The following is a 24,252-nucleotide window of genomic DNA, read 5'->3' as shown; positions in this document are numbered from 1 at the left end:
CCGAGCCCGATGTCAGCCGACGTACCACCAGCTCATCGAGGCGTTGTTGTTCCGCACACCGTTGTTGAGCTGCCGGGCGTTGCCGGGGTAGAAGTCGTCGTAGGGAGCGCTGCCGCTCGCGTTGTAGTTCTCGTTGTAGTAGATCCGCGCCGCGTGGGTCGCGTCGTTGTTCCAGGCGCGGTTCACGTTGTTCTTGACGAGCCGGCCACTGCCCTCGCCGCCCGCGGCGAAGGTGTGCCCCGCGAAGTCGCTGACCCAGCCGTAGTACTTGCTCCAGGAGCTGTTGCTGGACGCGCTGTAGTACAGGTAGATGTTGCCGTCCCAGTCGGCGCGCTGGGCCTGGGCGGGCGCTGACGCGTCGGCCTGGGCGGACGCCGGAGCAGTGGCCAGGACCGTGGTCCCGGCGACGAGAGCTGCCGTGACCGCGAGGGAACCGACCATTCGACGTGCAGTTGTCACGAAGTCCTCCGTTTGCCTACGGGCGGCGACGGAAACCGTCGGCAGCTTCCGTCGCCGTTCCCCCGTGGTACCTGGCCCTGAAACTAGGCCGGTTCCGGGAGCGCACAGGAACAGTTTCGGCCGTCGCCGAAAGACCAGGGCTGGCGGAATCGGAGCTATCGCGCCCCACGTTCATCGGGAAGAGTGAGACGCCTGGGGTAGCAGCCTTTCGGGGGGAAGCTGATGCTGCGTATCCATTTCAGCGCGGAGGACCTCGGCCGGATTCGCCTGGCGGCCGGGCCGGATCCTGCTTGGGAAGCCCTGCTCAGCCTTCATGTGCTCGGCGGTCCGGACATCGATGTCGAGTTGCGGCGATGGCGCACGCACGTCCGGACGTCGATGGACACCGCTGCGCGGCCGCTCCTTCATCTCGTTCCGCCGCGCGGGTACTCGCCCGACTTCCTGACACCGGCCGAGGGGACCACCGACCCCGAAGCAGCCGTCGACACGATCCTGTCCACCTCGAACGTTCGCCTGCGGACGGATGTGGCGACCCTCGGGCAGCAGCGCAGACTGCCCTCCTGGGCTGCCGCGCTCGCCTCGGGCCTGCCCGCGGCCAGACGGGGTCTGGGCACGGCCCTGCGCCGGTACCACCGGCAGGCGCTGCACCCGTACTGGACACAGATCAGCGCCTCGGTGGACGCCGAACGGGTCCTGCGCGCCAAGGCGTTCCTGGCCGGCGGGACCGACCGGCTGCTGAGCGGGCTGCACCCCACGGTGCAATGGCGTGCTCCGGTCCTGCAGATGTCCTATCCGGAGGACCGGGACGTGTACCTCCAGGGCCGCGGGCTGCGGCTCGTGCCCTCGTACTTCTGCCGGGGGAGGCCCATCGCGCTGCGCGACGGCTCGCTCTCCCCGGTGCTGGTGTATCCGGTGAACCGCGGCATCGACTCCTTGAGGCCCGGCGGTGCCGTGGGGAGAGCGAGCGCACTCGACCGGCTCCTCGGCCGCACCCGGGCGGCGACCCTCGCCACCATCGCGGAGGTGGAGAACGCGACCGGCAACGAGATCGCCCGCCGGCTGGCCATCTCGCCCGCGTCGGTCAGCGAACACGCGACCGTGCTGCGTGACGCGGGCCTGATCCACAGCCTGCGCGTCCGCAACACCATGCGGCACACCCTCACGCCTCTGGGCACGGAGCTCCTGGACGGCCGGGCGGCCAGACCGGCCGACGCGGCGGACCAGGGCGACGCGGACGGGGCGGCAGGAGCGCTTGCTCGGTCGACCGGATGACAACTCGGTCTTTCCGATGGGCAACTCGGGCTCTGGGGAGGGCCTGACACCGGTGTCGGAGGCCGCCGGCGCATGGACCAGGGTGGGACAGGCGGTTCGGCGACCGGCCGTCCGGCGACTGGTCGTCCGGCGTGCTGGTACTCGCTGGTCGCTCGCCGAGCCCTGTCGGCTCCCCGCCGCTCCGGCCCATGCCCTGGCCCATGCTCCGGCCGCGCAGCACTGCCCGGCGCCCCGATCGGCTGTTTGGAGCAGGTGCGCGAGCGGTGGGTCGCTCGCGAGCCGATGCTGAGCGTGTCCTGCCCCGTCTGCCCGGGAATGATGATGCCGCTTCAGTGCAACCCTCGACTGCGCCAGTGCCTGGTCACTGTGCTGGTCGCCGTCTCGATCGGCAGCGGAACGCTCCACCCTGCCGCCGCCACCTCCGGGGACGGTTCCCGCGACCACCCGGACCAACTGCAGCGACAACTCGACAGGCTTGTCGCCGCTCCGGGCGGCCCGCCGGGAGTGGTGGTCCTCCTGCAGAACGGTGACAAGCGTCGCGTGCTGCGCGCCGGAGTCGCAGACCTGACGACCGGCCGCCCGATCGGACCCGGCGACCACACCCGGACCGCCAGCGCGAGCAAGGCCTACAGCGGCGCGGTGGCCCTGCATCTCGTCCATCAGGGCGCGCTGGACCTGGACGACACCATCAAGGCGCGACTGCCACGCCTGCCCCGAGCCTGGGCGAAGGTGACGTTGCGACAGTTGCTGCAGCACACCAGCGGTCTGCCCGACTACAGCCGGGATCCGGAGTTCCAGCGCTTGATCGCGGCCGACCCCCGACGTCACTTCGACTCGCGGCGCCTGCTCGACTTCGTCCGTGACGAGCGTCTGTTGTTCCGCCCGGGCTCCCAGTACCGCTACTCGAACTCGGACAACATCGCCGTAGCCCTCATGGCCGAAGCGGTGACGGGCGAACCCTACGAGACGCTGCTCCGCAAGATCGTCTATCGGCCCCTGGGACTGCACGAAACCAGCCTCCCGCAGGGCTACAAGATGGTGCGGCCCTTCATGCATGGCTATGACGTGAGCGAGGTCCCTCCGCTGGACGTCAGCGAGCTGATCGGCGCTTCCGGAGTGTGGGCCTCGGGCGGGATCATCGCCACACCGCGGGACATGAACCGCTTCATCCGCGGCTACGCGAGCGGCGCACTGACCTCCCCGGCCGCGCTGCGCGAACAGCGCCACTGGGTGGACGGCGCCTCCGAACCGGCCGGACCCGGCCGCAACAAGGCGGGGCTCGGCATCTTCCGGTACACCACCCGGTGCGGAGTGGTGCTCGGGCACACCGGGAACACCCCCGGCTACACCCAGCTGATCGCCGCGACGCCGGACGGACGGCGCTCCCTCACCGTCTCGCTCACCACCCAGGTGAACCGGACCACGACCCCGGACCTGCTGCGGAAGCTCCGCACGATGGAGGAATCGGCGGTGTGCTCGCTGCTGCGCATGGGGTGACCGCCGCGACCGACTCGTCGGCCGGGCCACCGGACTCTGTCCCGGTGGTCCGGCCGAATTCGCACCCGCATACCGGCCCTTCGTGTGCCGGAGCCTGCGCCATACCTTGACATGTTCCTGCCGCAGTGCCTCTATGGGAGCGCTCCCACGTTTCTTCTGATGCTCAGGTTTCTTGGCGCTCACTCCCTGGAGTCGCAGTGAGAACAACAAGAAGCACCACCCGAAGCACGACAAGAAGCACCACCCGAAGCACGACGACCAGCACGATACGAAGGAGCCGAGTGGCCGCCCTGCTGACCCGGCTGGTCACCCTCCTCGGGCTAGTCGCTCTCGGCGTCCTCGGTCCGGCGACGGCCCACGCCCAGTCGCCCGGCGCCCTCGCCACCGGCCTCCACATCAGCGACGGCCGCCTGCTCGAAGGCAATGGCAACGACTTCATCATGCGCGGCGTCAACCACGCCCACACCTGGTACCCGGGCGAGACGCAGTCACTGGCCGACGTCAAGGCGCTCGGCGCCAACACCGTCCGCGTCGTCCTCTCCAACGGTCACCGCTGGACCAAGAACAGCGCCGCGGACGTCGCCGGAGTCGTCAGCCAGTGCAAGGCCAACCGGCTCATCTGCGTCCTGGAGGTGCACGACACCACCGGATACGGCGAGGACGCCGCGGCCGGCACGCTGGACCAGGCGGCCGACTACTGGATCGGTCTCAAGGACGTACTGGCCGGCGAAGAGAACTACGTCATCGTCAACATCGGCAACGAGCCCTGGGGCAACACCGACCCGGCCGGCTGGACCGATCCCACGATCGCCGCGATCAAGAAGCTGCGCAACGCCGGATTCGAGCACACGATCATGGTGGACGCGCCCAACTGGGGCCAGGACTGGCAAGGCGTCATGCGGGCCAACGCCCAGTCCGTGTATGACGCCGACCCCACCGGCAACCTGATCTTCTCGATCCACATGTACAGCGTGTACGACACCGCCCAGGAGATCACCGACTATCTGAACGCCTTCGTCAACGCCGGACTCCCCATCCTCATCGGTGAGTTCGGAGGGCCCCCCGACCAATGGGGCGACCCGGACGAGGACACCATGATGGCGGCGGCCCAGCAGCTCAGGCTCGGCTATCTGGCCTGGTCCTGGAGCGGCAACACCGACCCGATCCTCGACCTGTCGATCGGCTTCGACCCCAGCCGGCTCAGCTCCTGGGGCCAGCGCATCTTCAACGGCACCAACGGCATCGCCCAGACCTCCCGGGAAGCGACCGTCTTCGGCGGCGGCAACCCGGGGGACACCCAGGCCCCGACCGCTCCCGGAACCCCGACCGCCTCCGCGGTGACGGCCACGTCCCTCACCCTCGCCTGGACCGCCGCCACGGACAATGTGGGTGTCACCGGCTACGACGTCGTCCGCGTCAGCGGCGGCTCCGAGACCACGGTCGCCGCCTCCACCGCCAACACCGTCGCCGTGACCGGTCTGACCGCCGACACGACGTACACCTTCGCCGTATACGCCCGTGACGCCGCCGGGAACCGTTCGGCCCGCTCGGCCACGGTGAACGTCACCACCGACGAGGGCGGCAGCACACCCGGTGTGGGCTGCTCGGTCGGATACCGGGTCGTCGGCGATTGGCCTGGCGGCTTCCAGGGTGAGATCAGCATCCGCAACACCGGCACGACCACCATCAGCGGCTGGACGCTCGATTTCGCCTTCGCCAACGGCCAGACCGTCACCAACATGTGGGGCGGGACCCCCACCCAGAGCGGCGGCGCGGTGAGTGTCACCCCCGCCTCCTACACCTCCGCCATCCCCGCAGCCGGCTCGGTCACCGTCGGCTTCACCGGCAGCAAGAGCGCCACCAACACCTCCCCGACCGCGTTCAGGCTCAACGGCACCACCTGCGCCACGACATGACCTGTCGTTCGCCCTTACCGGTGGGGGCCGCGAGCCCCTGCCGGCAAGGGCAGGCCCGCTCCCGGCCGAGGGCGGTCAGCCCGGCTTCTCGCCGGTCTCGCAGATCAGGCGGGCGATCTCGCGCAGTTTGATGTTGCGGTCCTGCGATGCCTTCTTGAGTACTTTGAAGGCCGTGTCCTCGGTCAGTCCGTGGCGCTCCATGAGGATGCCCATGGCCTCGCCGATCTCGTGACGGGTCTCCAGGGCGTGGCCGAGCTGCTGATGCGTCCGGGCCGCGGAGAAGGCGACGGCCGCGTGCGAGGCGAGGATCCAGCCGGCACGCTGAGCGGCCTCGTCGAAGGTGCCCGGCTGCCGGGAGTACACGTTGAGGGCGCCGAGATCGTCGTCCTCGGTGAAGAGGAGAAAGCCCATCGCGCTTCCCATGCCCAGCTTGTTCAGCTCGGGGGCGAAGTGGGGCCAGCGATCATGGGGCCGGCGCAGGTCCTGGATCGTGTAGACCTGCTGGCGGTCGGTCACGGCGTCGAAGCAGGGGCCTTCCTGCAGATCCTGCTGGATCCGGTCCGCGCGGCGCACGAGATCACTCGTCGCCGCCAGTGCGTGCACCTCACCCCGCCGTACGGTGAGGATGCCGGCGTGGTCGCATCCGTTGATCAGGACCTTCGCATGCTCCACGATGCGGTCCAAGGTGTCCTGCGCGGAGTCCTGGGCAAGCAGATCCCTCGCCATCTCCGCGAGGGCGACGGCGAACCGCTCCCAGACCTCGTCCGGCTCGTGCGACATGTGCCACCTGCCTACGTCTCGAAGCACCCTTGTCGCTCCTCTGAGAGCCCATAGTGCCACCCGGGTGTCCTCGCCGCGTCGAACAGGCTTGCCTGCCCCGCGGAGCGCGATCACGCAAGGGCCGACTCCGGCGTGGTGGAGCCGTGACCCTGGGAGCCCTGGGGGTCCTGTGACACGCGCCGCTCGGTGGCGTCGATGTAGTCGTGGAGGACCTGGCGGGAGCGGGTGAGCGTGTCGATGTGCTCGTCCAGACCGTGCAGGCGCGTCCGAAGGGTGTCCAGGAGCTCGGGACAGGGTTCGAGCTCAGGGGCCGTGCCGGTGACGCAGGGCTGCAGGTACCCGATCTCCTCGGTCGACAGTCCGGCTTCGAGCAGTCTCCTGATCTGTGCCACGGTCAGAACGGCGTCGTCCGAGTACTCGCGGTAGCCGCTCGTGCCCCGGCCGGGCTCCAGCAGCCCCTGGGCCTCGTAGTAGCGCAGCTGATGCGTGCGGACCCCCGTCCGCCGGCTCAACTCCCCGATCAGCACGCCGATTCCCCCTTGACCTTCATACCGGTGTGAACGTTGACGATTCTGCCATGACCACCAACCCACCTGGGGGGAACACATGACACAGAACCGCGATGCCGACCGCACGCCCGTGACGGTCATCGGCCTGGGGCTGATGGGCCAGGCACTTGCCGCGGCGTTCCTGCGCGACGGGCACCCCACGACCGTGTGGAACCGCACGGCGGCGAAGGCCGAACCACTGATCGCACAGGGCGCGACACTTGCGGACTCGATCGGCGACGCCGTCGAGGCCGGCCCACTCGTGGTCGTCTGCCTCTCGGACTACGACGCCGTGCACAAGCTCCTCGATCCGGTGGGCGAGGCTCTTGACGGCCGGGTCCTGGTGAATCTGACCTCGGGCACCTCGGCGCAGGCCCGTGAGACGGCGGAGTGGGCGGCGCGGAACGGCAGCGCCTACCTCGACGGCGTGATCCTGGCCGCCGCTCCGGGCATCGGCACGGCGGACGCCATCATCCTCTACAGCGGGCCCAGGGAGGCCTTCGACCTCCACGAGCCCGTACTGAGGAGCCTGGCCGAGGCAACGACGTACCTGGGCGGCGACCACACCCTGTCGGCGCTGCACGACATGGCAGTGCTGGGCCTGATGTGGGGCGTCCTGAACGGTTTCCTGCAGGGTGCCGCGCTGCTCGGGGCTGCGGGGGTCGACCCCATGGCGTTCGTCCCGCTCGTGAGGCAGGGGATCGGGATCGTGACCGACTGGCTGCCCGGCTACGCGCAGCAGATCGAAGAGGATACGTACCCCGCCCTCGACGCCACCCTCGACACCCACCGGGCCGCGATGGAGCACCTCGCCCACGAGAGCGAGTCCCGCGGTGTCAACGCCGACCTGCCCAGGTTCATCCAGGCCCTGGCCGACCGGGCCGTGGCCGACGGACGCGGCGGTGACGGCTACGCGGCGATGATCGAGCAGTTCCGCAAGCCCTCAGGAGCGCGATCATGACCCACCGTCGGTCTAACCGGGCCGGGAATAGCCGGACAGCGGTCGCGACTTGGCCCTGGACATGACCGCCACACCATTCGACCCACGCACGCTGCTCGCGGAGAGCCGACTCGGCGTTCTCGCGACGATCAAGTCGGACGGCCGCCCACAGCTGTCGCCCGTCACGCCGTTCTACGACCGGGAGGCCGGTGTTCTCTACGTTTCGATGACCGAGGGACGAGCCAAGACGGCGAATCTGCGCAGGGACCCGCGAGCGGCACTGGAGGTCACCGGCCCCGGCGGCGGGTCCTGGGCGACAGCCGAGGGCTCAGTGACCCTCACCGGGCCGGGAACCGACCCCCACGGCCCCGAGGTCGAGGCGCTGGTGGACTACTACCGGCGCGCCGCGGGTGAGCACCCAGACTGGGACGAGTACCGGTCGGTGATGGTGACCGACCGTAGAGTGCTCATGACGATGACGGTCACCCACGTGTACGGCGCCAGGATCCGCTGAAGGCGCCACGGCGAGTGTCGCCCGGAGAGGGCTCAAGCCGTTCGCTCACCGCAGTGATGCGCCGGGCGTCGCAACGCGGGGCTTGAAACCGAGGGGCGCGGGCTTGAAACCGAGGAGTGTGAGCCCGTAACCGGGACACTCGTCGGTCACGAGTGGCCGGACGAGCGGCTCCGGAGAGTGTTCCGGAGTCGCTCCGGCCGCGTTGTCAGTGCTCTCCGCAACAATGCGGAGCAGCGAGAACGTCATCGTCCCGGCGATGCGCGATCGCACCCGTTCGACGAAAGGCCGCCCGTACATGACGCCCTCCCCCCACCGCCGAGCCGTGCCGCGCGTCCTGGACGGAGACCGCTGACGATGCTCCGAGCCCTCCCGCGCACACCCGCTCAGCTCGGCCCCGGCGGTGCCGAGGTTCTGCGTCTCATCACGGTGCAGCGCGTTCCCGTCTGGCTGACCGTGCACGCCAACGGCCGTCGCCGGTACGGCTACTGGCAAGCCATCGGTTCCGGTGTCGGGCTCGGCGGTTGTCATGCGGCCCTGCCCACCGACGAGTGCGACGCGCTGCAAGCGGCCGGATTGATCGTGCTGGGGGAACCTGTCGTGGACCCGGCGAAGACCACGTACCCCGTGCGCCCCGCGGAGCCGGGCGCACCACCTGCGGCAGGCGCACCACGTCAACCTCGCCAAGCTCTCACGGCGTGAACCGAGGGCCTCTCGCCACGCCGAGGCTGAGGACGACTGAACGCTGAAACAGGGAGGGCGCGCCCGTCAGGAGGAATGCGGTGCCCGGCCCCTACCGGGGCGAGAGCGGTACGACGGCGGTGATGCGCTTCCCTCCGGCGTCGAGCTCCGAGATCGTGATGTCACGGGCGAGATGGCAGACGATCGGCCAGCCGTGGCCCCCGACCCGCATGAACCCCCGCTCGTCGATGTGCCGTGCCGATGTCGGCAGTTCCTCGCTGCGGTCACTCACCGACAGGCGCACGTCCCAGTCGTCCAGCGTCACCTCGAACTGGGTGACACCGCCGCCGTGCAGCATCGCGTTGGTGGTGAGCTCCGAAGCGACGAGCAGGGCGTCGCCGACGGCCTCGTCACCGGCCACGGTGCCGCGCCTGCGGGCTCGTCGTGCGCCCTCGAAGGCGTGCCTGACCGCCTCGCGCACCTCGGCCGGACTGCGCGGTCCCGGTGAACGGGGGCGGTCCGGGGCCGTCACCGTGTCGAAGGGGTGCGTTCGGTGCTCCCCGCACATTCTTCGCTCCTTCGCCTTGAAAAGACCTGAAAGTCGGCGGGCCCGCCGCAAGCGCGCGCGACGGGCCCTGCGGAATTGATGATCACCATCAGTGCCGGAATATGTCCTTCGTCTTTTCCTTGGCCTGGCGGGCGTCACCCTTGGACTGCTCGGCCCGGCCCTCGGCGGTCAGGCGCTCGTTGCCGACGGCGCGGCCGGCAGCCTCCTTGGCCTTGCCCTTGGCCTGCTCCGTCTTGGCTCGTGCCTTCTGGTTCTTGGCCACTGTGGATCACGTCCTCACTGCTCGACGTTGCGCTCTACCATTACGGCTGACCGGGGAAAGCCCGTCCAAACACGGGTGGGTCGAGAATTCGGCGGGCTTCCCCCGAAGGGCCGAATCATTCCTGACCCGGAAAAGGATTCACCGAATTTCACAGAACGAGGAGACGTGAGCGATGGGCACCGCTGGGCACGTCCCGCAGACGCGGGACATGATCGGGGAGGAGCTGTCCGGCGACGAGGCGCTCACCGCACTGCGGCGCTACGGGGGCCGTCGCCTGCTGGTGGACGCGTTCTCCCGCTTCCGCTACGCCGACGGCTTCACCAGTGCACGCTCCCTCGCCTTCCAGGTGGTCCTCGGCATGGTGCCCTTCACCATCGCCCTGGTGGGCGTCGCCACCACCGTCCACACGGAGAGCGTCGGCCGGATCATCGAACTCACCCTCGGCCGGATCGTGCCCGGCGCCAGCGCCGACCTCGTCGAGGACGCCCTGGCCGAGACCGAGCGCAGCGCCGGCTCCGGGATCTGGAGCGCTCTGGCGATGTGGCTGGGCCTGGCCTTCGCCGTACTCAACCTGGCCTCGGCCATGGGCCAGGTCGAAAGGGGCGCCAACCGTATCTACGGGATCGAGCGCGACCGCCCGCTCCTGGCCAAGTACGCCCGGTCCCTGCTGCTCGCCCTCGCCGCCGGCATGCCGATGGTCCTCGGTTTCCTCGTCCTGGTCGCCGGCGACGCGGTGGGGGAGTCGGTGGTCCAGGCCCTCGGCTGGTCGCGCGACAACCTCGACTGGTGGGGGCCGCTCCAGGTGCCGCTGGGCGTGGTGTTCGTCTGGGTCGCCTCGGCGGTGATCTTCCGCTGGGCGCCCCGCAGGGACCAGCCGGGCTACACCTGGCTCGCCTTCGGCTCGGCGGTCCATCTGGTGCTGTGGGTCGCGGCCACCTGGCTGTTGGCGTTCTACGTCGCGAGCAGCGGGTCCTTCGGCGCCGTGTACGGACCACTCACCGCGTTCGTCGCCCTGCTGCTGTGGGCGAACCTCACCGGCATCGCGCTCTTCCTCGGTGTCGCCTTCGCCGCCCAGCTCGAAGCGGCCCGCGCCGGAATCACCGACGCGGTGAAACCGGATCCGGGCCCCGGTCCCTGAACTTGACGGGTCGTCAGCTGCCAGAGTCCTGCGCGGACCTCCCCGCACCGGGCCCCGCGGGACGCCGCGTCCGGTGATCTGTGGCCGAAGGTGCTCCCCGGAGGGCGGGTCAGCCGTTGCCGTATGGGTGTGTCGTGATAGTCTTGATCCAGTTGCAATTGTAGTTCCCGCACACTTCAAGTGGCTCGGATGATTACATATCGCCGGGCGCTTTTGTATTTCCGGCGCTCTTTCCGGACGGGTTCATTGCGGCGACGCAGGGGTTCACACAGTGCGGACCCCCGGGTACTGCCCCGAAGGGGAAATGACATGGCTACTGGAACCGTCAAGTGGTTCAACTCGGAAAAGGGCTTCGGCTTCATCGAGCAGGAGGGCGGCGGCCCCGACGTCTTCGCCCACTACTCGAACATCGCCACCCAGGGCTTTCGTGAGCTCCAGGAGGGCCAGAAGGTGAACTTCGACATCACCCAGGGTCAGAAGGGCCCGCAGGCGGAGAACATCACGCCTGCCTGACGTCGAACCGTACGAGGCAGCTGGGGTCCCACCTTGCGGTGGGGCCCCAGCTTGCTGATTTTTCCAGGAGTCCCTGACCCGGACCTCCTTCTTGTGCCACATCGCTGCGGCCGGTTCATTTTCCGGTCCTGCACCCGGCTCGTTCTTGCAATTCGTTCGGCTTGTCTCCGCCGAGAATTCCTCGATACGTGCCCTATCGAGGAAGGTTCTTCATGAACCGTTCAGCTCGCACGAACGACGGTTTTTCCAAGGGCCGCAAGGACGGCTTCGGCGGTTCCGGCCGGGGCGGCCGTGCCCGCCCGCAGAGCCAGGGGCGACCCGTCACCCGGTCGGGTGGCAACGGACGCAGGCCCGCCGCGGTGCAGGGGGAGTTCACACCACCGACCACCGTCGAACCGGCCCTTCCCCCGGTGGCGACCTTCGGTGAGCTGGGCCTCCCCGCCGAGTTGCTGGACACGCTCACCCGCCTCGGCGTGACCGAGCCGTTCCCGATCCAGGCCGCCACGCTGCCGAACTCCCTCGCGGGCCGTGACGTCCTCGGCCGCGGGCGCACCGGCTCCGGCAAGACGCTCGCCTTCGGCCTGGCACTCCTCGTGCGCCTGGCCGGGCGGCGTGCCGAGCCCCGGAAGCCGCTGGCGATGATCCTCGTTCCCACGCGTGAGCTGGCCCAGCAGGTCACCGATGCGCTGACTCCGTACGCCCGGCCGCTCAAGCTGCGGCTGGCCACCGTCGTCGGCGGTATGTCGATCGGCCGCCAGGCCGGTGCGCTGCGGGCCGGCGCCGAGGTCGTCGTCGCGACCCCGGGCCGCCTCATGGATCTCGTCGAGCGCAAGGACTGCCGCCTGGACCGGGTGGAGATCACCGTCCTGGACGAGGCGGACCAGATGGCGGACATGGGCTTCATGCCCCAGGTCACCGAGTTGCTCGACCAGGTACGGCCCGACGGTCAGCGGATGCTGTTCTCGGCCACTCTGGACCGCAACATCGACCTCCTGGTCCGTCGCTACCTCCACGACCCGGTGGTCCACTCGGTCGACCCGTCGGCGGGCACGGTCACCACGATGGAGCACCACGTGCTGTACGTGCACGGCGCCGACAAGCACGCCACCGCCACGGAGATCGCCGCCCGCGACGGGCGGGTGCTGATGTTCCTGGACACCAAGCACGCCGTGGACCAGTTCACCCGGCACCTGCTGGGCAGCGGGGTGCGGGCCGCGGCGCTGCACGGCGGCAAGTCGCAGCCCCAGCGCACCCGCACGCTGGCCCAGTTCAAGGACGGCCAGGTCACGGTGCTGGTGGCGACCAACGTCGCGGCCCGGGGCATCCACATCGACGACCTCGACCTTGTCGTCAACGTGGACCCGCCCGCCGACCACAAGGACTATCTGCACCGCGGAGGCCGTACGGCCCGTGCCGGGGAGTCCGGCAGCGTCGTCACGCTGGTGCTGCCCAATCAGCGCCGCGACATGACCCGTCTGATGTCCGACGCCCGCATCAGGCCGCAGATCACCCAGGTCCGCTCGGGAGAGGCCGAGCTGAGCCGCATCACCGGTGCTCAGACGCCCTCCGGCATCCCCGTCAACGGAAGTGCGCCGGTCACCGAGCGGCCCCAGCGCGGCGGTACCCCCTTCCGCGGCATGGGCACCCGTCCGGGACGTGCCGGTGGCGAGTCCCGCAGGTCCGCCGAGGCCAGGCAGACGGCCGAGGCCCGCAAGGCCGCCCGGGTCCGTCGCGGCGCCTAGACCAGGCACGAGCCGGCTCCCGAGTGGCGGCGGGCGCGGAGATCCACCATTTTGGCCCCAGATGCGATCATGTTGGCCACATCGGGGAAGTCGAGTCTCATGAGCGATTCAGAGTTTCCGCCCGAAGACCGGCCCGTGGACCTCTACCTCGACCTGCTGCGCGTGCGTATGGCGCCGTCGGACTACGCGGTACTGCTCCGCATGGTCGAACCAGTGCTGGAGGCCATGCAGGAGCAACGAGCCGGGCCGATCGAGTTGAGTCTCGAAGGTGAGGACGGCGCCGGCGTCTCGCAGGAGGTCCGCGACGAGGCGTCCCTCGTCGTGGCCGTCGCCGTCACGGGACGGCTGGACAACCAGATCGTCGAGATCGAGACCGAGGAGATCGGACCCGTCAGGGTCGTCACGGACTCCGGCACCGCGGCCGATCCGGCCAGGTGCCAGGAGATCGCCGACTTCATCGGTGAACGACACCGCCAGGACGAGGAGCTGCGCGGCATCGCGGAGGTGAGCGGCCTGCCCACCGATGTCTGACCCCTGCCGCGGTCCCGGGACCCGTCCGGGGCCGGCGCACGACGGTGGGGCCCGGAACGACGGCACCGGGGCGTACCGGTGCCAGACGCGTCACACAGCACGCGTTCCGGCCGTGCCCCGGACAGGGCCCTGCGATGCTTTCGCTCGTGTCGATCACCTCGTCCGTGCCGGAACCGATCACGCCCGACGCCCCGGTCGCACTCCGTCGTCCCCTGCTCACCCAGCAGTGGCTGGACCTCACCTTCGTCCACTGGGCCGTGGATCCGGCAGCCGTGGCGGGACTGCTGCCGGACGGCACCGTTCCCGACACCGTGGACGGCGTCACCTTCGTCGGGCTGGTCGCGTTCCGGATGCACAAGGTGGGCTGGCTGCGCCTGCCGGGAGTGCCGTACTTCGGCTCCTTCCCGGAGACCAACGTGCGCCTGTACTCGGTGGACGCCCATGGCAGGCGCGGTGTGGTCTTCCGTTCCATGGACGCGTCCCGGCTTTTGCCGGTGGTCATGGGGCGGCTCGCGTTCCGGCTGCCGTACGTGTGGTCCCGTATGTCCGTGCGCACCGGTGAGGACACGGTCGGCTACACCAGTGCGAGGCGGGTGCCGGGACCGCGTGGCGCGTACAGCCGGCTCGTCGTCAGGCCCGGGGAGCGCATAACCGAGCCGACCGGTCTTGAGCACTTCCTGACCGCCCGGTGGGGCATGCACAACCCGTTCTTCGGCGACGTCGGCTTCCTGCCGAACGACCATCCGCGCTGGCCGCTGCACCGGGCGACGCTGGTCGCGTGCGAGGAGAACCTCGTCGCGTCGGCCGGGCTGCCGACGCCGACCGGGGAACCGGTGAGCGTGCTGTACTCCCCGGGGGTCCCCGTGCGTCTCGGGCGCCCGATGCCTCCGCCGCGCGGATGAGCCCAGTACGGCCGGTCCCGCGGGGGAGTGCCGCACAGGGTGCCGTGACTCAGCGGCCGCGCCCGGGCTCCGGGCGGCGTGCCGTGAGCAGCAGCGCTATGTCGTCGGGGCGGTCGGCGACATGCCGGGCCTTGGCGGTGAGGCGGTCGGCGACGGCGGCCAGCGAACGCCCGCCCGGGCGGGCGGCCGGTGAACCGGCCCGGGCCAGGGCCACGCGCAGCGCCGTGATTCCCTCGTCGATGTCGACGCCGGGGCGCTCGACCAGCCCGTCCGTGTAGAGGGCGAGGATGGCGCCGGGCTCCAGCTGCAACTCCGTCACCGGGTACCGGGCGTGCGGATCGACGCCGAGCACGACACCGCCGGGGATGTCCAGGACGTGGGTGCGGCCGTCCGGGTAGCGCAGGATCGGTGGCGGGTGCCCGGCGCGGGCGACCAGGGCCAGACCGGTGAGGGGGTCCAGCCGGATGTAGCAGCAGCTGGCGAACAGGCCGGGATCGAGGTCGATCAGAAGGCGGTTGGTGCCGCTGAGAACCTCGTCGGGCGGATGGTCGCCGAGCGCGAAGGCCCTTACGGCACTGCGTAGTTGACCCATGGTCGCGGCGGCCTGGACGCCGTGTCCCTGGACGTCGCCGATGACCAGGGCGAGACCGTCCCCGGACTCGACGACGTCGTACCAGTCACCTCCCACGTCCATTCCCTGCGTGCCCGGCAGATAGCGTCCGACGGTCTCCACCCGGGGATGGCCCGACAGGCGCCGGGGAAGCAGAGCCTGCTGGAGTCCGCGGGCGAGGGCGGCCTCGGTGTCGTAGCGGTGTGCCTTCTCCATGGCGTGGGCGATCAGCCCGGCGAGGGCGGTGAGCACCGTACGTTCCTCGGTGCTGAAGTCGCGGGGACGGTCGAAGCCCAGAATGCAGGAGCCGACAGGGCGGCCGGAGGCGATGAGGGGGAGGAAGGCGCGGGCGCCTTCCGTCGCGTCGAGCGGGATGCCGGGATAGGCGGCCGTGAGCTGGTGCATCGACTCGAAGAAGAGCGGCTTACCGGTGGTGAGGGTCTCCACGCCGGGCAGCCGGGTGTCGAGACCGACCCCGTCGAAGGGCGCGAGGAATCCCTTGGGGAAGCCCGCCTCCCAGGCCAGATACAGATGCCGGTCCTGCAGCAGATAGATCGCGAGCCGACGGCCGCCGAAGGCCGGCAGCAGTTCCTGCATCACGACCGCGGACACCTGCTGGGCGGTGACCGCCTCGGTCAGCGCGATCGCGAGCACGATCGGGCGGTACAGCGGCGCCATGGAGGTGACCGCTGCCGGGGATCCGTCGGCCAGGGGCGCGTCGGCGGGGATGTCCGCCCCGGGGCGCGGTGCCGGCTCGGGAGACGGGTCCGTCACGCGGTCGGCCGGCACGAGCTTGCAGGTCAGGGTGCCGGGACCCGGATAGACGGAGAGCGAGAACCAGTCACCTCCGTGGGAATCCGCGAGAGGCTTCTCCTCGTCCTGGAGCGGCCGTACGACGTGGCAGTGCACCGGATGCGGTGCCAGCAGGGCCTCCCGCAGATGGTCCTCGTAGGCGGGCCTGTCCATCCATGGCACCGCCTCCCACAGAGGGCGCCCCAGAAGCTCGGCCCGTGGTCGGCCCAGGAGCTCCGCCGCCCGTGGATTCGCATAGACGATCAGGCCCAGCCGGTCGAGGCAGAAAACGCCCTCCGGGAGCAGGTCGGCCGCCTTGTCGGCCGCCGAGCCGACGTCCGGATCGAGGACGATGCCGCGGACCTGGTGTGCGACTCCGGGCGCTACGGACGTGTCGTGCGGCGTCCAGAGCTCCAGCAGCCGACGAGTGCCGTCGACGGCGTGCACGTGCAGTGGCAGTGGCGGCGGTCTTCCCGCGGCCGTCTCACGCAGGGCGGCCAGGAGCTGATGGGAGTCGGCGGCGGCCACGGCGTCCGCGAGAGCCTGTGGGGTGTCGGCGGACTGTCCCGGCGCCACCCCGAGCAGGGCGCGCAGACGGTTGTCGACGGTCACGACGTCCGTTGCCGGATCCCAGGTGAAACGTCCGCTGGGCGCGGCAGGGGGGCCCGCGGCCGGGGGCCGTACACACAGCGGTTCCTCGTCCCAGGCGACCGGAGACCCGTCGCCGTTCTCCAGGCTCCGCAGCGCCGAGCCCAGATCCTCGGCCAGCTGGGCCATTCGGTCGCGGTCGGGCAGCACCGTGGTGGCGTCCGACGTCGAGGGGCGCAGGAGGGTCAGCACGCCGTAGACCGTCGACCCGCCGACCACGGGCACGTACACGGACCCGAACTGGAACGGCAGACCCGCCGCGAACTGGGGGTAGCGGCGCATCGTCTCCGTGGCGTCCGGGAGCACCACCTGGACGCCCAGCCGGTAGGCGTCCGCGACGGGGAACCGACGGTCGACGTGCAGGCGCCACCAGGGGCGGAACAGCGACCCGGGCAGCCCGGAGAGCACGGCAAGACGCAGCAGCCCGGGCGTACTGGACCGCAGGTACACGCCTCCCGCGAAGGCGTCGGCCGCGCCGATCGCCTCCGCCGTGATCCCGGTCAGCAGCGCGGCCAGGCGTGCGGGCGTCCGGGTGTCGTGCTCGGCTCTCCCAGTCATCGGCCCTACCTCGTCCGTGCGCCGCCGAGTGGCTGACACAGCAAGAATGCGCCACGAGAGCCTCCGCCTGCACCCGGGCGGGGAACTCCGTATGAATCGGAAGAGGGTATCGGCGTCTGTTCGGGCCCAGGCGCCCGGAACCGTGACGGTCAGGTGACGGGCGCCTACTGTCCGGCAGATTTCGGGACCAGTACGCGCCCGCCCGCGATCGGACCGGCGGGCTCGGCCCGATCGGTGTCAGGCCGCCGGTCGCACCAGGCCGGTCTCGTAGGCGAAGACCACTGCCTGGACGCGGGCGTGGGCGCCGATCTTGGCGAGGATGTTGCTGACGTGGGTCTTCACGGTGGTCGGCGCGATGGACAGGCGCTTGGCGATCTCGGCGTTGGACCAGCCGGAGGCGACGGCGGTGAGGACGTCCCGTTCCCGCCCGGTGAGGGTGCCCAGGCCGGCTTCCCCGGCGAGGGGGTGGTCGGGGCGCTGCTGGCGGACGGTGTCGATGAGCGTGCGGGTCAGTCCGGGAGTGATGACGGCGTCTCCCGCGGCCACGATGCGGATGGCCGCGGTCAGCTCGTCGGGGGTGGCGTGCTGGAGAAGGAATCCGGCCGCTCCGGCGCGCAGGGCGGCGTAGGCGCTTCTCTCTTGGCTGACGGGTGTCAGGACCAGTACGCGCGGGCCCTGCCCGTCCGTTGCGGTGAGTTCGGAAACCAGCGGGAGGAGGGAGGGGTGGGCGATACGGCGGATGGTCGCGATGCCGTCCGTGCCGGAGACGTTGCTGTCCAACAGGACGACGTCGGGGCGGAGTTCGGCGCTGAGACGAACAGCCTCGGCCCCGGTCGCCGCTTCGCCGGCGACGGTCAGGTCGGGCTCGGCGGCCAGAAGCATCCGCAGGCCGAGCCGCTGCAGGGACTGGTCGTTGACGATGAGTACGGAGGTCATGGCAGGCGTTCTCCATGGGGGAGGGGCGATGGGCGGCGTCCTCGCCGGGGACATGCGCGGAGCCCTAAACGAAACTGTTTCGTTCACCTCGATGTCCTCAGAGTAGTCCTGCCTCTATCGAAACGGCACCGTTTTTGTTGTGGTCTGGCTCACTTCTCGCCCTCAGGCCGCGGCCGGCCTGTTCGAGCGGCACTTCATCAGCGGCTGGACGCGCGTACCGAAGGTCTCTATGCCTTCGAGGAAGTCGTCGAACACGAGCATGATCCCCTTGGTGCCGTCGACCCCGGCGACCTCGTCGAGCATCCTCGCGACGGTCTCGTACGAGCCGACGAGCGTGCCCATGTTGAAGTTCACCGCCCCCTCGGGCAGCGAGATGGTCCGGGCGGTCGAGGAGTCGTCGGCGGCCGTGTCCGTGGCCGATTCGCCCGCCATGTACGCCAGCGCGGAGAGGTCGGCGTTGTCGTGGTAGTCCTGCCACTTCGCCCGGGCCGCCTCGTCGGTCTCGTCCGCGATGACCATGAAGAGGGAGAGCGCCCCGACGTCACGGGAGGTGCCGCGCGCCAGGTCCACGAGCGCGGCCGTGGTGTCCGAGAGCGCGAGTGGAGTGTTCACGCCGCTGCCCAGGATGAAGTTGAAATCGGCGTGCTCCGCGGCGAACTTCATTCCCGTGCTGCTCTGGCCCGCGGCGACGATGTCGATGTGCCCGTTCGCAGGGCGCGGTGACAGCACGCAGTCGTCCATCTCGTAGAACTCGCCCTTGAAGTTGCTGACGCCCTCGCTCCACAGCTCCTTCATCACGGTGACGTACTCGACGGCGCGGGCGTAGCGGTTGCCGAAGTGCTCGTCGCCGGGCCACAGGCCCATCTGCGCGTACTCCCCGGGCGCCCAGCCGGTGACGATGTTGACACCGAAGCGGCCGGGGGCGATCGAGTCGACCGTCACGGCCATGCGCGCGACGATCGCCGGGGGCAGTGCGAGGATCGGTGTGGAGGCGTACAGCTTGATCCGTTCGGTGACGGCGGCCAGGCCGGCCATCAAGGTGAACGACTCCAGGTTGTGGTCCCAGAACTCGGTCTCGCCGCCGAACCCCTTGAGTTTGATCATCGACAGGGCGAAGTCGAACCCGTGCTCCTCGGCCTTCTGCACCACGGCCTTGTTCAGCTCGAAGCTCGGCAGGTACTGCGGCGAACTCTTCGATATGAGCCAGCCGTTGTTGCCGATGGGGATGAAGACGCCGATGTCCATGCCGCTCCTCGTGTGTCGCCGTGATCGGAGGACTGCCCGAGGCGAAGGGGTGTTACACGGGGTGCGGGAGTGCCGGACCGGCCATCGTCACGACAGACAACTCAGGCTGAAACCGCGGGTGTTGAAGACCGGGTAAGGGAGGGCGGAGGCGAAGGTGTGATTCCTGCGAAGGCCCGCATCCGGTGAGGCCAGAACGGTAAAATTTATCGTATGAATGCACGGCTGGCTCTGCTCAGCACGGTGGAACCAGGTGTCGCGGAGAGTGAGATCTTCCGGTTGGCACTCCAGCACGCGGTGGGCGAGCTCGGTGCCCTGGGAGGGATGATCCACCTTCGCGGCCCCATGTCCGCCCTGCGGCTGGTGTCTGCCGCCGGTCTCCCGCCCGCCCTCACCCGGGCCTGGGAGATCATCGACCAGGAGGGCCCGCTGGCCCCCGCCCGTGCTTTGCACCAGGGCAGCGGTGTCTGGGCGCCGCGGGAGCTCACGGCACATTCCGTGGCCGGGGAGGCCGCATGGCCGGGCAGCGGACTGGCGGCCGCCCCGCTGTCCAGCGGGGACCGCAGCATCGGGGCCCTCTCCGTCGTCACGGGCGAGGGGGGCGAGCCCACCCCGGAGCAGTGGGACTTCCTGCGGGCTGTGATCGCCTGGACCGAGGAACGCATGGCCCAGGCGCCCCCGCCGTCCGGGCCCGTGCAGACCGAGTTCAGCGGCGAGCGCCTGCGGCAGGCCCTCAAGGAGGTCAGCGTCGGCTCCTGGGACTGGGACATCCGGACCGGCGACCTCATCTGGGACGAGGCCGCCCTAGAGCTCTACGGAACCAGACCGGCCGACTTCACCGGCAAGATCGAGAACTGGATGAGGACCGTCCACCCCGACGACCTCGCCCCGACACTGGGCGCCGCGCAGCGGGCGATCCGCGACCACACGGTGTACGAGGCGGAGTACCGCGTACGCGGCCTGGACGGTACGTACGGCTGGACCCAGGCCCGCGGCAGGGCGACGTACGACGAACACGGCGAACCCCTCCGGATGATCGGCGTGGGCTGGGAGAGCAACGAGTCCCGGTCCGCCCGTGACGCCCTCAGCCGCGCCCTGCGCCATATGAGCGACGGCTTCCTGGCGTTCGACGACGAGTGGCGGATCACCTTCGCCAACCTTGAGGCGGAACGCACGCTGGGCCTCTCCGAGGAGGAGCTGTTCGGGCGTGTCCTGTGGGAACTGCCCACCGCACAGCAGGTGCCCGGCATGGAGAGCCGCTTCCGCAAGGCCGCGGCCGAGGACAAGCCCGCCAGTTTCGACGTGCACATGCCGGAGGGCGACCGCCGCTACCACCTGCGGCTGGTGCCCGGCCCCGACGGCCGCACCCTCTACTTCACCGACGTCACCGAGAGGCGGCGGCACGAGGAGGAGCGTCAGGCCGCCGAGCGGGTCGCGTCCGAGCGCGCGGCCCAGATAGCGGAGTTGACGGCGGCCCTCGCGAAGGCGACGACGTCGCGGGACGTGGTGGACGCGCTGGCCCCACGGGTGCTGCCGCCGTTCGCCGCCGCCGGACTCCTGGTGCAGACGGTCGAGGGCGAGTTGCTGCACACCGTGGGAGCGGTCGGCTACCCCGACGACTTCCTCGCCACGGTCGACCGCCGCCCGCGGATATCGGGCGACCCGGGCTGGGACGCGATCACGTCCGACACACCGCTCTTCCTGTCCTCCGCGCAGGAACTCGCCGCGCGTTCACCGGGACAGGCCGATCTGCCCGGGCGCGCGGGCAAACAGGCATGGGCGTTCCTGCCGTTGACGGCGTCCGGCGTCACCTTCGGCGTCTGCGTCGTGGCCTTCGACCGCCCGCGCCGCCTCACCGACGACGAGCGCACCCTGCTGACCACGATCAGCGCCCTGGTCGCCCAGGCACTGGAACGGGCGAGGCTCTACGACGCCGAACACACCCGTTCCCGCGAACTCCAGCGCAGCCTGCTCCCTCGGGACCTGCCCACCCCGTCGGCATGCACGGCGGCGGCCCGCTACCTCCCCGCGGGACAGGGCATGGACGTGGGGGGCGACTGGTACGACATCATCCCTCTCTCGGGCGGCCAGGTGGCTCTGGTGGTCGGCGACGTGATGGGCCACGGCCTGCCGGAGGCGGCGACGATGGGCCGCCTGCGCACGGCGGTCCACACCCTCGCCGACCTGGAACTGCCGCCCGACGAGATCATGAGCCATCTGAACGACATCGTCGGCGGCATGGGCGAGGAGTCGTACGTCACCTGCCTGTACGCGCTGTACGACTCGACCACGCAGATCTGCTCCATCACCCGGGCGGGCCATCCACCGCCGGCCGTGGTCCACCCCGACGGCACGGTCCACTTTCCGGAACTGGCCGCCGACCCCCCGCTGGGCGCGGCCGAACCACCTTTCGAGACGGTCGAGTTGGCGGTGCCGGAGGGCAGCCTGCTCGTGCTCTACACCGACGGCCTGGTGGAGTCGTCCACGCGGGAGATCGACGAGGGCATGGCGGACCTGGCCGGGCTGCTGCGCACGGCGCACATCACGGACGTGGCCCCGGACGGGGAGCACGATCGTCTCGAACGTCTCTGTGACAGCCTGACGGCCGGCCTTCTCCCCGCCGAGCACCAGGCGGCCGACGACGCGGCGCTCCTCGTCGCCCGGCTGCACGCCCTGCCCGTCGAGAGGATGGCCTCCTGGTCGCTCCCCGAGGACCCCAGGGCGGCCGGCCAGGCCCGCCGCCACGTCCGTGAGCAGCTCTCCGCTTGGGGCCTCGACAGCCTTACACCCACCACGGAACTCCTGGCCAGCGAACTGGTCGGCAACGTCGTACGCCACGCCAAGGGCCCCGTCAGCCTGCGTCTCCTGCACGACGACGAACTGGTCTGCGAGGTCTTCGACGGCAGCCTGACCATGCCCCGCATCCGCCGGGCGACGGAAACCGACGAGGGAGGCCGCGGCCTGCAACTGATCACGGCTCTCTCCCGACGCTGGGGCACGCGCTACACCGCGACAGGAAAATGCATCTGGACCGAGCAGGCACTCCTCGGCCCGGACAGCCGCAAGGACGAGCCGTCCGACGCCCTGGAGCTGATGTTCCCGCACGTCGGGGAGTTCGACGGAGACCTGGACGCGCTCCCCTTCGGGGACCAGGAGTTGTAGGGACCAGGCCGCTCAGGGACCAGTAACTGCCCGGACGGGGCCGGAGATTCGACTCCCAAGCCCCAACTCCTAGGCCGCGTCGCGCCACACCTTCACGTCCAGGGTGGCGTACGTCGTCCCGGACGAACCCTGGTACGTCACCAGCCCCACGTGTCCTGTCCCGCTGATGACGCACATCTGCTGGCCGACCGACAGGTCCTTGATCCAGATGTAGCTCTTGTAGCCGGTCGCTGCCTTGCACGCCTCCACGCTTCCCGGCCGCCCCGACGGGAGCAGGGCAAGGGAACTGCCGGATGTGGTGCCGGGGGCGAGGACAGCGCCCGAGGAGTACACGGCGTACGTCAGATCCTCGTCCGAGCTGCCGGTGTCAGCCTTGGGGCGCACCGGGGTGTCCGTCAGATACAGGTCGTGGCTCGCGGTCATCCGGATCCCGGAGTACGTCACCGGGGCAGGGGCCTTGGGCGCCGCGGGCTCGCTGGACGCGGCCGGGGGAGCCGGGTTCGGAGCCTGTGTGGGTGTCGCGGGCCCCGAAGGGCCGGACGGCAGCACGGACTTGGTGGGCTTCGGCTTCTTCGACGCCTTGACGGACGGGGAGCCGGACGCCGACGGGGACTTCTCGGCCACCTGGGCCGTCCGCGACGCGGCCACCTCAGCGGCCCCGGTGTCGTCCTTGTCGCCGTCCCTCGGGACGAGCAGCAGCGCGGCGGCCGCTCCACCGGCGACGAGCACGACGGCGGCCGCCGACAGCATCCAGCGCCGGGCCCCGCGGCCCGCGCCGTCCGTGGCGACCGGAGAGGTCTGCGCGGCGGCCGGTTCCTGCGGCTGGGGCCATGGAGGCGGCGTGTACGCACCCGGTGCCGCCGGAGACCCCATCACGAACGGCCCCGGCAGTGCGGCATGGGACTGCGCCGCGTGGGACGGCGAGGTGGGGGAGTAGGCCGCCGCGGGGCCGAAACCCCCGGAGCCGGCGGGGCCGAATCCGCCGCCGGAGCCCGCGGCCCCGAATCCGCCGGAACCGTGAGCGCTCGGAGCCGCCTCCGGCCGGGCCTGGGCCTGTTGGGCTCCTTCGGCCCGAGCTGCCAGCCCCGCCGCCAACTCGCCCGGCAGCCACGCCCCCGATGTGAACCCGGCCTCGTCACCACGATGCGCCTGGATCGTCTGGACGGAGCGAATGACCTCCTCGACGGAAGGCCGCTCGGCGGCGGGCTTGCGCAGACACCTCGCCACCAACTCCCGTATCTCCTCGGGCACCTGGCCGAGGTCGGGCGGCTCGTGCACCACCCGGTAGAGCACCGCGTGCGCGTCCCCGTCCCCGAAGGCGCCGTGGCCCGTCGAGGCGAACACGGCGGTCTGCCCCAGCGCGAAGACGTCGGCCGAGGGGGCGGCCTCGCCGCCGAGCGCCTGTTCCGGGGCCATGTAGGCGACCGTGCCGAGAGCCATGCCGCTCTGCGTCACCGAGGTGGCGTCCGCCGCCCGTGCGACTCCGAAGTCGATGACGCGCGGGCCGTCGTCGGCGAGCAGCACGTTCGACGGCTTGAGGTCCCGGTGCACGATGCCCTCCCGGTGCACCGCCTGCAGTGCCTCCGCGACACCGGCGATCAGCCGCAGCACGGTGTCGACGGGCAGTGCCCCGTGGTCGCGTATCGCGTCGGCGAGGGACGGACCCGGCACATAGGCGGTCGCACACCACGGGACGGAGCCTTCGGTGTCGCTGTCGACGACCGGGGCCGTGTAGAGCCCGTGCACCCGGCTCGCGGCCGCCACCTCGGCCTGGAACCGCTTGCGGAACTCGGCGTTCTCGGCCAGCTCCGGCCGGATCACCTTGACCGCGACGGCCCGCCCGCCCGGCGTGTGGGAGAGATAGACCCGCCCCATGCCGCCGGACCCGAGCCGTGCCACCAGCCGGTAGCCGCCCACGACCCGCGGATCGCCGTCCTCCAGAGGCTGGAAACCTCCCGCGCCGGGCCCACCGTTGCTCAACACGCCCTACTCCACCCCAAGATCTGTTCGGTGGCCCCATTGCATCACGGGTCCCTCGCGTCCC

The 24,252-nt window shown here is 70.4% G+C and carries 21 protein-coding genes; 12 read left to right on the top strand and 9 right to left on the bottom strand.

The genetic code is table 11. From position 1 onward, the window contains the following. Positions 1 to 12: 12 nt before the first annotated feature. A complete protein-coding gene (locus OG718_RS09150; protein WP_260695510.1) occupies positions 13 to 459 on the bottom strand; it encodes a hypothetical protein in 447 nt (148 codons plus the stop codon). A 222-nt stretch (positions 460 to 681) separates the two neighbouring features. Between OG718_RS09150 and OG718_RS09145 the strand changes: the two genes are divergently transcribed. From OG718_RS09145 to OG718_RS09135, 3 genes are all read left to right on the top strand, one after another. Continuing rightward, entirely contained in the window at positions 682 to 1,731 is a 1,050-nt protein-coding gene (locus tag OG718_RS09145; protein WP_328843857.1) for a helix-turn-helix transcriptional regulator, read from the top strand. Between the two features lie 321 nt (positions 1,732 to 2,052). Further along, complete coding sequence (locus OG718_RS09140) at positions 2,053 to 3,228, top strand: serine hydrolase domain-containing protein (protein WP_328847714.1); 1,176 nt, start codon at positions 2,053 to 2,055, stop codon at positions 3,226 to 3,228. A gap of 281 nt (positions 3,229 to 3,509) precedes the next feature. Continuing rightward, positions 3,510 to 5,144 (top strand): cellulase family glycosylhydrolase, encoded by a 1,635-nt coding sequence (locus tag OG718_RS09135; protein WP_328843856.1) that lies wholly within the window; start codon positions 3,510 to 3,512, stop codon positions 5,142 to 5,144. 75 nt (positions 5,145 to 5,219) lie between these two features. Here the strand turns inward: OG718_RS09135 and OG718_RS09130 are convergent, their stop codons facing one another. Beyond that, positions 5,220 to 5,924: a GAF and ANTAR domain-containing protein gene (locus OG718_RS09130; RefSeq protein ID WP_143641256.1), complete on the bottom strand. Its 705-nt coding sequence runs from the start codon at positions 5,922 to 5,924 to the stop codon at positions 5,220 to 5,222. 110 nt (positions 5,925 to 6,034) lie between these two features. Continuing rightward, on the bottom strand, positions 6,035 to 6,451 hold the full coding sequence (locus OG718_RS09125) for a MerR family transcriptional regulator (RefSeq protein WP_143641257.1): 417 nt from the start codon (positions 6,449 to 6,451) through the stop codon (positions 6,035 to 6,037). A 79-nt stretch (positions 6,452 to 6,530) separates the two neighbouring features. Here OG718_RS09125 and OG718_RS09120 point away from each other — a divergent pair, with 79 nt between their 5' ends. From OG718_RS09120 to OG718_RS09110, 3 genes are all read left to right on the top strand, one after another. After that, positions 6,531 to 7,433 (top strand): NAD(P)-dependent oxidoreductase, encoded by a 903-nt coding sequence (locus tag OG718_RS09120; protein ID WP_306935966.1) that lies wholly within the window; start codon positions 6,531 to 6,533, stop codon positions 7,431 to 7,433. Between the two features lie 61 nt (positions 7,434 to 7,494). Further along, positions 7,495 to 7,926: a PPOX class F420-dependent oxidoreductase gene (locus tag OG718_RS09115; protein ID WP_143641259.1), complete on the top strand. Its 432-nt coding sequence runs from the start codon at positions 7,495 to 7,497 to the stop codon at positions 7,924 to 7,926. A gap of 354 nt (positions 7,927 to 8,280) precedes the next feature. Beyond that, complete coding sequence (locus OG718_RS09110; RefSeq protein ID WP_143641260.1) at positions 8,281 to 8,625, top strand: hypothetical protein; 345 nt, start codon at positions 8,281 to 8,283, stop codon at positions 8,623 to 8,625. Positions 8,626 to 8,716: 91 nt separating this feature from the next. On the opposite strand, the gene OG718_RS09105 is transcribed toward OG718_RS09110, so the two are convergent. Beyond that, positions 8,717 to 9,172 carry an ATP-binding protein gene (locus OG718_RS09105; protein WP_143641261.1) on the bottom strand — a complete coding sequence of 152 codons (456 nt, stop codon included), beginning with the start codon at positions 9,170 to 9,172 and terminating at the stop codon, positions 8,717 to 8,719. A gap of 88 nt (positions 9,173 to 9,260) precedes the next feature. Further along, on the bottom strand, positions 9,261 to 9,434 hold the full coding sequence (locus tag OG718_RS09100) for a CsbD family protein (RefSeq protein ID WP_143641262.1): 174 nt from the start codon (positions 9,432 to 9,434) through the stop codon (positions 9,261 to 9,263). Between the two features lie 172 nt (positions 9,435 to 9,606). Here OG718_RS09100 and OG718_RS09095 point away from each other — a divergent pair, with 172 nt between their 5' ends. From OG718_RS09095 to OG718_RS09075, 5 genes are all read left to right on the top strand, one after another. Continuing rightward, positions 9,607 to 10,572, top strand: coding sequence for a YihY/virulence factor BrkB family protein (locus OG718_RS09095; RefSeq protein ID WP_143641263.1), 966 nt, complete (start codon positions 9,607 to 9,609; stop codon positions 10,570 to 10,572). 309 nt (positions 10,573 to 10,881) lie between these two features. Continuing rightward, entirely contained in the window at positions 10,882 to 11,085 is a 204-nt protein-coding gene (locus OG718_RS09090) for a cold-shock protein (RefSeq protein ID WP_055614959.1), read from the top strand. 212 nt (positions 11,086 to 11,297) lie between these two features. Then, the gene (locus OG718_RS09085) at positions 11,298 to 12,827 is read left to right on the top strand and encodes a DEAD/DEAH box helicase (RefSeq protein ID WP_143641264.1); all 1,530 of its coding nucleotides are present in this window, start codon (positions 11,298 to 11,300) and stop codon (positions 12,825 to 12,827) included. 99 nt (positions 12,828 to 12,926) lie between these two features. Then, the gene (locus OG718_RS09080; protein ID WP_143641265.1) at positions 12,927 to 13,358 is read left to right on the top strand and encodes a hypothetical protein; all 432 of its coding nucleotides are present in this window, start codon (positions 12,927 to 12,929) and stop codon (positions 13,356 to 13,358) included. A 134-nt stretch (positions 13,359 to 13,492) separates the two neighbouring features. Beyond that, positions 13,493 to 14,260, top strand: coding sequence for a YqjF family protein (locus tag OG718_RS09075; RefSeq protein WP_443054957.1), 768 nt, complete (start codon positions 13,493 to 13,495; stop codon positions 14,258 to 14,260). 49 nt (positions 14,261 to 14,309) lie between these two features. On the opposite strand, the gene OG718_RS09070 is transcribed toward OG718_RS09075, so the two are convergent. The 3 genes from OG718_RS09070 to rutA all read right to left on the bottom strand — a co-directional run bounded on the left by OG718_RS09070 (position 14,310) and on the right by rutA (position 19,049). Continuing rightward, positions 14,310 to 16,868 carry a SpoIIE family protein phosphatase gene (locus tag OG718_RS09070; RefSeq protein ID WP_328843854.1) on the bottom strand — a complete coding sequence of 853 codons (2,559 nt, stop codon included), beginning with the start codon at positions 16,866 to 16,868 and terminating at the stop codon, positions 14,310 to 14,312. A 237-nt stretch (positions 16,869 to 17,105) separates the two neighbouring features. Beyond that, entirely contained in the window at positions 17,106 to 17,804 is a 699-nt protein-coding gene (locus OG718_RS09065; protein WP_143641268.1) for a LuxR C-terminal-related transcriptional regulator, read from the bottom strand. A 162-nt stretch (positions 17,805 to 17,966) separates the two neighbouring features. Further along, the gene (rutA, locus tag OG718_RS09060) at positions 17,967 to 19,049 is read right to left on the bottom strand and encodes a pyrimidine utilization protein A (RefSeq protein WP_328843853.1); all 1,083 of its coding nucleotides are present in this window, start codon (positions 19,047 to 19,049) and stop codon (positions 17,967 to 17,969) included. Between the two features lie 210 nt (positions 19,050 to 19,259). Here rutA and OG718_RS09055 point away from each other — a divergent pair, with 210 nt between their 5' ends. Continuing rightward, a complete protein-coding gene (locus OG718_RS09055) occupies positions 19,260 to 22,208 on the top strand; it encodes a SpoIIE family protein phosphatase (RefSeq protein WP_328843852.1) in 2,949 nt (982 codons plus the stop codon). A 69-nt stretch (positions 22,209 to 22,277) separates the two neighbouring features. Here OG718_RS09055 and OG718_RS09050 read toward each other — a convergent pair whose 3' ends face one another. Beyond that, on the bottom strand, positions 22,278 to 24,191 hold the full coding sequence (locus OG718_RS09050) for a serine/threonine-protein kinase (RefSeq protein ID WP_328843851.1): 1,914 nt from the start codon (positions 24,189 to 24,191) through the stop codon (positions 22,278 to 22,280). Positions 24,192 to 24,252: the final 61 nt, after the last annotated feature.

The organism is Streptomyces sp. NBC_00258 (assembly GCF_036182465.1).
GTDB lineage: Bacteria > Actinomycetota > Actinomycetes > Streptomycetales > Streptomycetaceae > Streptomyces.
Note: the sequence above shows the minus strand (reverse complement) of the source record. Positions and strands in the feature narration are given on the sequence as shown.